At 41.7% G+C, this 11,944-nt stretch carries 7 protein-coding genes and 2 tRNA genes; 7 read left to right on the forward strand and 2 right to left on the reverse strand.

All coding sequences use genetic code 11. From position 1 onward, the window contains the following. Nucleotides 1-341: 341 nt before the first annotated feature. The 5 genes from gltB (at nt 342) to LI288_RS04165 (ending at nt 9,445) form a co-directional block, all read left to right on the forward strand. Nucleotides 342-4,880, forward strand: a complete 4,539-nt coding sequence (gltB, locus tag LI288_RS04145) for a glutamate synthase large subunit (protein WP_227089530.1) — start codon at nt 342-344, stop codon at nt 4,878-4,880. A gap of 34 nt (nt 4,881-4,914) precedes the next feature. Beyond that, nucleotides 4,915-6,399, forward strand: coding sequence for a glutamate synthase subunit beta (locus LI288_RS04150; protein ID WP_022432816.1), 1,485 nt, complete (start codon nt 4,915-4,917; stop codon nt 6,397-6,399). Between the two features lie 286 nt (nt 6,400-6,685). Then, on the forward strand, nt 6,686-7,186 hold the full coding sequence (locus LI288_RS04155) for a hypothetical protein (RefSeq protein WP_227089531.1): 501 nt from the start codon (nt 6,686-6,688) through the stop codon (nt 7,184-7,186). A gap of 201 nt (nt 7,187-7,387) precedes the next feature. Further along, the gene (locus LI288_RS04160) at nt 7,388-9,013 is read left to right on the forward strand and encodes a phospholipase D-like domain-containing protein (protein ID WP_227089790.1); all 1,626 of its coding nucleotides are present in this window, start codon (nt 7,388-7,390) and stop codon (nt 9,011-9,013) included. Nucleotides 9,014-9,208: 195 nt separating this feature from the next. Next, complete coding sequence (locus tag LI288_RS04165) at nt 9,209-9,445, forward strand: HPr family phosphocarrier protein (protein WP_022432813.1); 237 nt, start codon at nt 9,209-9,211, stop codon at nt 9,443-9,445. Between the two features lie 218 nt (nt 9,446-9,663). Here LI288_RS04165 and LI288_RS04170 read toward each other — a convergent pair. Further along, nucleotides 9,664-9,748, reverse strand: a tRNA-Leu gene (locus LI288_RS04170). 29 nt (nt 9,749-9,777) lie between these two features. Beyond that, nucleotides 9,778-9,862, reverse strand: a tRNA-Leu gene (locus LI288_RS04175). Between the two features lie 254 nt (nt 9,863-10,116). Here LI288_RS04175 and LI288_RS04180 point away from each other — a divergent pair. Beyond that, nucleotides 10,117-10,791, forward strand: coding sequence for a response regulator transcription factor (locus LI288_RS04180; RefSeq protein ID WP_022432812.1), 675 nt, complete (start codon nt 10,117-10,119; stop codon nt 10,789-10,791). Nucleotides 10,792-10,865: 74 nt separating this feature from the next. Continuing rightward, complete coding sequence (locus LI288_RS14390; RefSeq protein ID WP_227089532.1) at nt 10,866-11,816, forward strand: sensor histidine kinase; 951 nt, start codon at nt 10,866-10,868, stop codon at nt 11,814-11,816. Nucleotides 11,817-11,944: the final 128 nt, after the last annotated feature.

Consider the following 11,944-nt stretch of genomic DNA (forward strand, 5'->3'; position numbering starts at 1 on the left):
TTAATTTTTTTATGTTTCAAAATAATAAATATTAAAATAAAAGCAAAAGAATATATGAAATGAAACACAATTTAGAAACAATTTTGAAAAATCTGTGATATATTGTGAAAAACGACAGTGATACAGAGGGTTTAAAAGCATAAAAATCAATGAAAATGTAGCAAAATAACGGTTATATTGTTGGAAAACACAATAATAGTCAGATAATTATAAAATAAATGCTTAAAAGATAAATAATCAGACAATTTTAAATAAAAAAATATTTACAGATTTTAAAAATAGGCGTATAGTAACCGTAAGATGAAAATCCCCAATAAGTTTACGAAAGGAAGATTAAGACTATGGAGAATCAAACAAAACAGCCTGGACTTTACAGCGAGCAGTTTGAACATGATAACTGCGGTATCGGCGCAATTGTAAGTATTAAGGGCATTAAGACACATCAGACGGTTTCTGATGCATTAAGTATTGTTGAAAACTTAGAGCACAGAGCAGGTAAGGATGCAGAAGGAAAGACCGGTGATGGTGTTGGTATTCTGTTACAGATATCACATAAGTTCTTTAAAAAGGCTGTAAAGCCTCTTGGAATTGAACTGGGAGAGGAAAGAGAATACGGTATCGGTATGTTTTTCTTCCCACAGGATGAATTGAAGAGAAATCAGTCCAAGAAGATGTTTGAAATTATCGTAGAAAAGGAAGGGCTGGAGTTCCTTGGCTGGAGAGAAGTCCCGACTTATCCGAATGTTCTCGGTAAGAAAGCAATCGACTGTATGCCGTATATCATGCAGGCATTTGTAAAGAAGCCGGAAGATGTAAATAAGGGAATTGATTTTGACAGAAAGTTATATGTAGCAAGACGTGTATTTGAACAGACCTGTGAAAATACATATGTTGTATCTTTATCCAGCAGAACAATCGTTTATAAAGGGATGTTCTTAGTCGGACAGTTAAGACAGTTCTTCGGCGATTTAAGAGATGAGGACTATGAATCCGCAATTGCACTGGTTCACTCAAGATTCTCAACGAATACAACACCAAGCTGGGAGAGAGCGCATCCAAACAGATTTATCGTACATAACGGTGAAATCAATACAATCAAGGGAAATGCCGATAGAATGTTAGCCAGAGAAGAAACCATGTACTCTGATTACCTTGAAGAAGAAATGTCAAAGATTACACCGGTTGTCAATACAAACGGTTCTGACTCCGCAATGTTAGATAATACACTTGAATTTTTTGTTATGAACGGTATGCCGCTTCCGCTTGCGGTGATGATTACCATTCCTGAACCGTGGAGCAACAACAAGGCGATGGCACAGGAAAAGAAAGATTTCTATCAGTATTATGCAACGATGATGGAACCTTGGGATGGCCCGGCTTCCATTCTGTTCTCAGACGGTGATATCATGGGTGCGGTACTCGACAGAAACGGTCTTCGTCCTTCTCGTTACTATGTAACAAATGATGGTTATCTGATTCTTTCTTCCGAAGTCGGTGTGCTTCCGGTTGATGAAAGCAGAATTAAGTTAAAAGACCGTTTAAGACCGGGTAAAATGCTTCTGGTTGATACCGTAAAGGGCGAATTAATCGATGATGATGAATTAAAGGAAAAATATGCAACCAAGCAGCCTTACGGTGAATGGCTGGACAACAATCTGGTACAGCTTCATGATTTAAAGATTCCGAACAAAAAGGTACCGGTACATACAAAGGAAGAACGTGCAAGACTTCAGAAAGCTTTCGGCTATACTTACGAAGACTTTAAGACATCCATCCTTCCAATGGCATTAAACGGTTCAGAGCAGATCGGTGCAATGGGTATTGATACACCGCTGGCTGTTCTTTCCAATAATCATCAGCCGCTGTTTAACTATTTCAAACAGCTGTTTGCACAGGTAACCAATCCGCCAATCGACTCTATCCGTGAAAAGGTCGTTACATCGACAACGGTTTACTTAGGTTCAGACGGTAATGTGCTGGAAGAAAAGCCGGAAAACTGTAAGCAGTTAAGAATTAACAACCCGATTCTTACCAATACAGATATTTTAAAGATTAAAAATATGAAGGTAGACGGTTTTAAGGTTGAAACCATTCCGATTATTTATTATAAGAATACCTCGCTGGAAAAGGCGATTGACCACCTGTATGTAGAAGCTGACAGAGCGCACAGAGAAGGTGCAAATATCATTATCCTTTCCGACAGAGGCGTTGATGAAAACCACGTAGCGATTCCGTCACTGCTTGCCGTATCTGCATTACAGCAGTATCTGGTACAGACAAAGAAAAGAACCAGCATGGCGGTAATCTTAGAGAGCGGTGAGCCAAGAGATGTACATCATTTTGCAACACTGTTAGGCTTTGGTGCATCAGCAATTAACCCATACCTTGCACAGGAAAGTATTCAGGAACTGATTGACTTAAATATGCTGGACAAGGATTATTATGCGGCAGTAGATGATTACAATAACGCAATCATCAACGGTATTGTAAAGATTGCGGCGAAAATGGGTATTTCAACAATCCAGTCTTATCAGGGCGCGAAGATTTTTGAAGCAATCGGTATTGATTCAGATGTGATTAACAAGTACTTTAAGGGAACGGTCAGCAGAATTGAAGGTGTCAGCTTAAAGGATATTGAAAATGATGTGGAAACCCTTCACTCAAAGGCATTTGACCCGCTGGGACTGTCTACGGACACCACACTTGATAGCGCAGGCGCACATAAGATGAGAAGCGGAAAGGAAGAACATTTATACAATCCGCAGACCATTCATTTATTACAGCTTGCCACAAGAACGGGTGATTACAATACCTTTAAGGAATATACGGAACTGGTAAATAAAGATACAGGTGTCAAAAATCTGCGTGGCTTAATGGATATTAAGTTTCCGAAAAAGGGCATTAACATTGATGAAGTAGAAAGCGTAGATTCCATTGTAAAGCGTTTTAAGACCGGTGCGATGTCCTACGGTTCTATTTCAAAGGAAGCCCATGAAACCATGGCAATCGCAATGAATATGTTACACGGTAAGTCTAACAGCGGTGAGGGCGGTGAAGACGAAGACCGTTTAACAGTCGGTGCAGACGGAAAGAACAGATGTTCGGCAATTAAGCAGGTTGCTTCCGGACGTTTCGGTGTTACATCAAGATACTTAGTCAGCGCACAGGAAATCCAGATTAAGATGGCACAGGGCGCAAAACCGGGTGAAGGCGGACATCTGCCGGGCAAGAAGGTTTATCCTTGGATTGCAAAGACCAGACTTTCAACACCGGGTGTATCATTAATTTCACCGCCGCCACATCACGATATTTACTCTATCGAAGATTTGGCACAGTTGATTTACGATTTGAAAAATGCAAATAAGAACGCAAGAATTTCCGTAAAACTCGTATCAGAAGCGGGTGTTGGTACAATTGCTTCAGGTGTTGCCAAAGCCGGTGCACAGGTTATCTTAATTTCCGGTTATGACGGCGGTACAGGTGCAGCTCCTAGAAGTTCTATCCACAATGCCGGACTTCCTTGGGAACTCGGACTTGCCGAAGCACACCAGACACTGATTATGAACGGACTGCGTAATAAGGTTGTGATCGAAACAGACGGTAAGCTGATGAGCGGCCGTGACGTAGCGATTGCGGCAATGCTCGGTGCGGAAGAATTTGGATTTGCAACAGCACCGCTTGTAACAATGGGCTGTGTGATGATGAGAGTCTGTAACTTAGATACCTGTCCGGTTGGTATTGCAACACAGAATCCGGAACTTCGTAAGAGATTTACAGGTAAGCCGGAATACGTTGTCAACTTTATGAGATTTATTGCACAGGAACTGCGTGAATATATGGCAAAGCTGGGCGTAAAGACAGTTGACGAACTGGTAGGAAGAACGGATTTCTTAGAGCAGAAGCAGGTTGAAGGAAGCGGTCGTTCCGCAGAAGTCAATCTTTCAGCAATCCTTAACAATCCTTATATTAAGGAAGCAGGAAAGATTCAGTACAACAAGAAGAACGTATATAACTTTGAACTGGAAAAGACGGTTGATGAAAAGGTTCTGATTAAGAAATTCGCATCTGCATTAGAGAGCGGACAAAAGAGAAGTGTTGAGGTCGATGTAACCAATACAGACCGCGCACTCGGTACACTGCTCGGTGCAGAGATTACAAGAAGATTTGGTGAAACACTTGAAGAGGATACATATACCGTAAAATGCCACGGCGCAGGTGGACAGAGCTTCGGTGCATTTATTCCAAAGGGACTGACACTCGAACTGGTCGGCGACAGCAATGACTACTTCGGCAAAGGTCTTTCAGGTGGTAAGCTGATTGTTTACCCACAGGCAGGCGCTACTTACAAAGAAGATGAAAATATTATTGTTGGTAATGTTGCCCTGTATGGTGCAACAAGCGGTAAAGCATTTATTAACGGTGTTGCGGGAGAACGTTTCTGTGTCCGTAATTCCGGTGCAACAGCAGTTGTAGAAGGCTGCGGCGACCATGGTTGTGAATACATGACAGGCGGACGTGTTGTAGTACTTGGCGGAACCGGTAAGAACTTTGCAGCCGGTATGAGCGGTGGTATCGCCTATGTACTCGATGAGGATACAAGCCTTTACAAGAGAGTAAATAAGCAGCTTGTTTCCATGGAACCGGTAACGGATAAATACGATGTGCTTGAGTTAAAAGAAATTATTACAGAACACGTAGCTTATACCAATTCAAAGAAGGGCAAGGAAGTCTTAGACAACTTCGGCGAATACCTTCCGATGTTTAAGAGAATTGTTCCGCATGATTATAAGAAGATGATGAACAAGATTGTACAGATGGAAGAAAAGGGATTAAGCAGCGAACAGGCACAGATTGAAGCATTCTATGCAGCAATTAAGTAAATGATACGAAGTGAATGACCGAAAGGAGATACCTATGGGAAAGCCAACCGGATTTTTAGAATATGAACGCGTGGAAGCGAAAGCAGTTTCACCGAAAGAACGAATCAAAAATTTTAATGAATTTCATACCCCTTTATCAGAGGCAGAACAGAGAAAACAGAGCGCACGCTGCATGGACTGCGGCGTTCCGTTCTGCCAGTCAGGCATGACAATTAAAGGCATGACATCAGGCTGTCCGTTAAACAACCTGATTCCTGAATGGAATGATCTTGTATACACAGGAAACTGGGAGCAGGCATACAACCGCTTGCACAAGACCAGCAATTTCCCTGAATTTACAAGCCGTGTCTGCCCGGCGCTTTGTGAGAAAGCCTGTACCTGTGGTTTAAACGGAGATGCAGTCTGCACAAAGGAAAATGAAATGGCGATTATCGAACATGCTTATGCAAACGGCCTTGCAGGTCCAAAGCCGCCAAAGGTAAGAACCGGCAAGAAAATTGCAGTTGTCGGTTCAGGTCCTTCGGGACTTGCCGTTGCAGACCAGTTAAATTCAAGAGGGCATTCCGTAACGGTTTATGAACGTGCAGACAGAGTCGGCGGATTACTGCGTTACGGTATTCCGAACATGAAGCTGGAAAAACATATCATTGACAGAAAAATCAATGTGATGAAAGCGGAAGGTATTGAATTTGTAACCGATGCCAATATCGGTGTCAATATTAAGGCACAGAAGTTACAGGAAGAATACGATGCAGTCGTACTTTGCTGTGGTGCTTCTAATCCGAGAGATATCAATGCACCGGGCAGAGATGCAAACGGAATCTATTTTGCGGTAGATTTCCTGACATCAACGACAAAAAGTCTGTTAGATTCAGGCTTACAGGACGGCAAATACATTTCTGCAAAGAATAAAAATGTTATTGTTATCGGCGGCGGTGATACCGGTAATGACTGTGTGGGAACGTGTATCCGTCACGGCTGTAAATCTATTACACAGCTTGAAATGATGCCAAAGGCACCGGATACAAGAGCGGAGAGCAATCCTTGGCCACAGTGGCCGTTAGTCTGCAAGACAGATTACGGTCAGGAAGAAGCGATTGCCGTATTCGGACATGACCCTCGAATCTATACAACAACTGTTAAAGAGTTCAAAAAAGATAAGAAAGGCAATCTTGAAAAGGTTGTAACCGTGAAGCTGGAGTCTAAGAAGGACGAAAAGACCGGCAGAAGAATGATGGTTCCGGTAGAGGGAACAGAACAGGAACTGCCTTGCGAACTCGTACTGATTGCGGCAGGTTTCTTAGGCACACAGAAGTATATCGCAGATGCATTTGGTGTGGAATTAAACGAAAGAACCAATGTAAAGACTGCGGCAGATAAATTTGCAACAAATGTGGCAGGTGTATTTACAGCAGGCGATATGCACACAGGACAGTCCCTTGTTGTAAAGGCAATCCGTCAGGGTCGCGACTGTGCAAGAGAAGTAGATGCGTACTTAATGGGATATACGAATCTGTAATTTAAAAATCTTATGATGTCAGGGTGATTGTGGGAGTGTACAGCACGGAACAATCTGTAGACATTATAGGTATATAAATGTGTTGTGAAAGCAGGCTTGACGACCAAAGTGGTTGTCGGGCCTGCTTATGTTTTATATGAAAAAGCGACAAAAGCAACGAAAACCAACAGAAACCAACGAAAAATCACCTACAAAAAGCAATGGGAAAGAATAAAGAAGCGTAGTATATCTGAATGTACGGTTGAAAAAATATTAATTTTTGCAGAAGAAAAGAGGGGAAAGATTCATGAAAAGGTTTGCAGTATCATTTTTGGGAGTGTTAATGATTGTGACGGCGGTCAGCGGCTGTACCGGCAAAAAGCCGGCAGAACAGTATGTCAGTGAACAGTTAAACTGTAGCCTGCCTGCCGCAGAAAAAGCAGAAGTTTCCGACACGCACGGCGGCTTTCACGGTGAAGGAGAATATGCGGCAACGATCCGGTTTGATACGGTACATGGTGCGCAACTGACGGAGCAGCTTCAAAATACAGACGGGTGGAAAGCGCTTCCACTGGAAGAAGAACTGGAACTGCTGATGTATGGCGGAAGCAGGGGCGGTAGCAGTTATGGGTATTATTTTGCGGATAAAGCAGGAATCCCGAAGGTTGAAAACGGCTGTTATTATTTTATTGATCGACAGCAGGATACAGAAAGAGCAGGTCTTTTATACCGCCGGTCGTATAATTTTTCTCTGGCAATATATGATTCAGATGAGAATATACTGTATTATTGTGAGATAGATACATAAGATGAATATATAAGATAAATACATAAGGCGTACCGTGCGGAAACAGGCACTACAGAACATTAAATGCAATGTTTTGTAGTGCTTTTTTACAATTTGTGGTATACTGTTTTAAATAACGGCAGATAAGAAACCGCCTTGATGTTAGCGGTATTATGTAGCAGAACGGAGAATGATATGAATAAAGATTTTTTAGAAAGAGTAATAAGAAGACTTCGGCTGATGCTGCGGATTGCGTTCAGCCGGACGGCAATTATCGTAGTGGCACTGCTGTTACAGCTCTTTGTTTTCTTTGCCAGCTTTTACTGGTTAAAAGATTACAGTACGGTCGTTTATGCGGCATTTGTACTGCTGGGGGCGGTGACGGTCGTTCATATTTTAAATGAAGAAAATAATGCTTCCTTTAAAATAGCGTGGATTATTCCGGTGCTGGTTATCCCGGTATTTGGCACGGTATTATATATCTATATCAACCTCCAGCCGGGAACAAAAAGAATCCATAAGAAGCTCACAAAGATTGAAGATGAAATCCGTCCGTATCTTGCGCAGAATGAAGAAACAGTGCAGGAGTTACAGGAGCAGTCCGCGGGAGAAAAAGGCATTGCGGATTATCTGTATCATGCGGATAATTACCCGGTCTATGCAGGCTGTAAAATGAAATATTATCCAATCGGTGAAGCAAAATTTGCAGACATGATTGAACAGTTAAAACATGCCGAGCATTTCATTTTCATGGAGTATTTTATTGTGGCAAAAAGCTATATGTGGAATACGATTCTGGAAATTTTAAAGGAAAAGGCGGCGCAGGGCGTCGAGGTCCGCATGATGTATGACGGCATGTGCAGTCTGGCGCTGCTTCCGTATGGGTATTATAAAGATTTGGAAAAAATGGGAATCCAGAGTATTCCGTTCTCACAGATTCGACCGGTGCTGTCTACCTACCAGAATAACCGCGACCACCGTAAAATTCTTATTATTGACGGAAAAACAGTATTTACGGGCGGCATAAACCTTGCTGATGAGTACATTAACCGAATTGACCGTTTTGGACACTGGAAGGATACAGCAGTTATGATTCAGGGGGAGGCAGTGAAAAGCTTTACGCTGCTCTTTTTGAAAATGTGGCATGTGGCAAAGGGAAAGGACAGTATCCCGGAAGAAGAAATCCAAAAATATACGGTTTCAGTGTGGGAAAATGCGCAGGCTGGTGACATGTGTACGGATATGGAAAGTATGCGGAACACCGATATGCAAAATACGCAGGATAAAAAGCTGCACGCGGGTGGCTATGTCATTCCATATGGGGATGACCCATATGGCGATGAGCGTATCGGAAAGCAGGTCTATATCGACATTTTAAACCGTGCGCGGAAATATGTGCATATTATGACACCGTATCTGATTCTAGATGATGAAATGATAACGGCGCTGCGCTACTGTGCGAAGCGTGGTGTGGAAACGGTGATTATCATGCCGCATATTCCGGATAAAATCTATGCTTATCTGCTGGCGAGGACGTACTATAAGCAGCTGTTAAAATACGGTGTAAAGATTTATGAATATACGCCGGGCTTTGTACACGCCAAGGTATTTGTCAGTGATGATATCCGGGGCTGTGTCGGAACGATTAATCTGGATTTCAGAAGTCTGTATCTGCATTTTGAATGTGGGGCATATATGTACAGCAACGATGTATTACATGATGTGGAGCAGGATTTTAAAGAAACATTAAAGCAGTGCCAGGAGATTACAAAGGAGAGCTGCGATAAATATCCGAAAGGGAAAATGCTGGTTGGAAAAATGCTTCGTCTGATTGCGCCGCTGATGTAATTTGAGAAAAACAAAAATGTGAAAAGAATGTAAAATTCATGTAAAAAATTCACAAAAGAAATTGTGAAAAGCAGATAAAAAACCATGACTTGCCGAAAAATGTCGAAAAACCGTACTTTAGGTTGTTTTTATCAAATCCATGTAGTATGATGTGGTAGAAAGTTAAAAATATTAGGTGGGTTTAGGAGGAGAACAATGATTACGGTATCTATTTTATTGGATTCAGTAGAAAAAATTCAGAGATTTGTAAGCATTATCAGCAAATATTCCTGTGATTTTGATATTGAATCGGGACACAGCTGTATTGATGCAAAGTCTTTGGTGGGGTTATTCAGTCTGGATATCAGTAAGCCGCTTCGTTTAACGATTAATGACGACGGTACTTTAATAGAAGATATTTTAAGAGATATTCAGGAGTTCATGGAGTATTAATCTATAAGTACAGAGTATTTTATAGGATTTCATATGAGGTTCATGCAGGGCAGAAGATGCCTGCATGAACCTTTTTTGTTTGATTCATGAAAGTTCATGGCACAGGAGATGTTTTCGGCGGCAGCCTTGTATGATGGGATAAAAAGAGTACAAAGGCAGGAGCAAAAAAAATAAAAAAGCCTGTTACCATAAAAGTAACAGGCTCACCCAAACAGTAGTGCAGTCGGCGGGACTTGAACCCGCACGAGCGCAATGCTCACTAGATCCTTAGTCTAGCGCGTATGCCAATTCCGCCACGACTGCAAGACAATCTATAAGAAACTTATAGACAATGCGGAAGAAGGGACTTGAACCCTCACGGCGAAAACCGCCACTAGAACCTGAATCTAGCTCGTCTGCCAATTCCGACACTTCCGCATACATTTAATTGTTGTGCTGTTTTAATAACTCGCCAACAGCAATATTTATTCTATACTATAATTGTAAATCTGTCAACACTTAAATTCAAAAAATGTAAAAAAATTTAAAAAACGATCAATCCGCATCGATGGAAGGCTTGACGTCAGAATCAAAACTGATTATGATGAAAAAAGAAAAGCGGTGATACCGGCAGCGGAAATCAAAAGTATGAAAAGCATGGAAAATATGGAAAGTGGGAAGACGGTTAAAAGATGTATAAGATATTAATTGTGGAAGATGATGAGGTTATTGCAAAGACATTAAAAGTACATTTGGAAAAATGGGGCTATGAAGCAGTCTGTGTGCAGGATTTTAATCATGTCATGGAGTGTTTTGTAAAGGAACAGCCCTCCATTGTGTTAATGGACATCGGACTGCCGTTTTTTAACGGATACCACTGGTGTACACAGATCCGGAATATCTCGCAGGTGCCGGTGATTTTTCTGTCTTCGATGTCTGACAATATGAATATTGTCATGGCGATGAATATGGGCGGTGATGATTTTATTACAAAGCCTTATGATTTAAATGTCGTCACAGCAAAGATTCAGGCGGTTCTGCGGCGCACCTATTCGTATTCGGAGCATCCTGGAAATTTGTGTGAGTACCGGGGCGGCATTTTAAATGTGAATGACCAGACCTTTACTTATGAAGGAAAGAAAGCGGAACTGACGAAAAATGAATTCCGTATTTTACAGATTTTAATGGAAAATACGGGGAAGGTCGTATCCCGCGATAAGATTATGGAAAAGCTCTGGGAAGATGAAAGTTTTATTGATGATAACACGCTGACGGTTAATGTCACGCGGCTTCGGAAGAAATTAGAGGAAACAGGCATACAGGATTATATTAAAACGAAAAAAGGTGCGGGGTATCTGATTGAATGAAATATTTGGGAATATATATCAAAGACCGGAAAATGTATTTTTTTCTCACTGCATTTATCTGTGGCGTGACCGCAGTGATTAATTACTTATATTCAGCACCGCTGCAGGCAGGTCTTTATGCATTTAAAATCAGTCTGACAGTGCTTGTGATTGTATGTGCCGCCGATTATGTGCATTTTTATAAAAAACATGAAAATCTTCAAAGACACTGTCACTTAAAGGAAGTGCATGCGCTGGAAGAAGATGCGGCACATACAGCCATTGAGCGGGATTATCAGCAGCTGGTTTTAAAACTGATACAGGAAAAAGCGCAGCTGGCAGAACACATGCAGAAGAAACAGACCGATATGATGGATTATTATGCCATCTGGGCGCATCAGATTAAGACACCGATTGCGGCTGTGGATCTGTTGTTACAGGTGATGGAAGAAAATCCGCGGGAAGTGGCGGAACAGGATATTAAAGAGTTAAAATCCGAACTGTTTAAGATTGATTTTTATGTTGAAGCAGTGATGAATTACCTGCGGCTGGAAGATTTGTCTTCGGATTTCCGGTTTGAAACAACTGCGGTGGAAGCCGTTGTAAAAAAGGCAGTGAAGCGTTTTGCGGGACAGTTTATTCACCGTCAGATTACCCTGGTAATGGAAAATCTGCACAGTGAGATTGAAACGGATGAAAAATGGCTGTTATTTATTCTAGAACAGCTGCTGTCTAACGCAGTAAAATATACGCAAAAGGGCGGAACGGTAAAAATCTACGAAAAAGAAACACTGTTAAAATCCGATACGGTGCTTGTTATTGAAGATAACGGCATTGGGATTCAAAGTGAGGACCTGCCGCGTATTATGGAACGCGGATATACCGGTTACAATGGGCGCGGCGCAAGCAAATCATCGGGAATCGGACTGTATCTGTGTAAAAAGGCGGCAGACCAGCTTGGAATTGATATTGAGGTGGAATCAGAACCGTATCACGGAACAAAGGTACTGCTGACGATACGCCAGCACCATACCCGGCACGAATAGAAAGAATTCTTACAAAAGTGTAAGGTTAGGAAGATGAAATGTAAGTTTAAGTTATGGAACTGCATTTCATCTTTTTATATACTGTGATTGTAAGATAACAAAAGCACAGCGGTGCTGGAATGGAGGAA

Origin of the sequence: Lachnospira pectinoschiza, from assembly GCF_020564355.1 — a bacterium.
Classification (GTDB): domain Bacteria; phylum Bacillota; class Clostridia; order Lachnospirales; family Lachnospiraceae; genus Lachnospira; species Lachnospira intestinalis.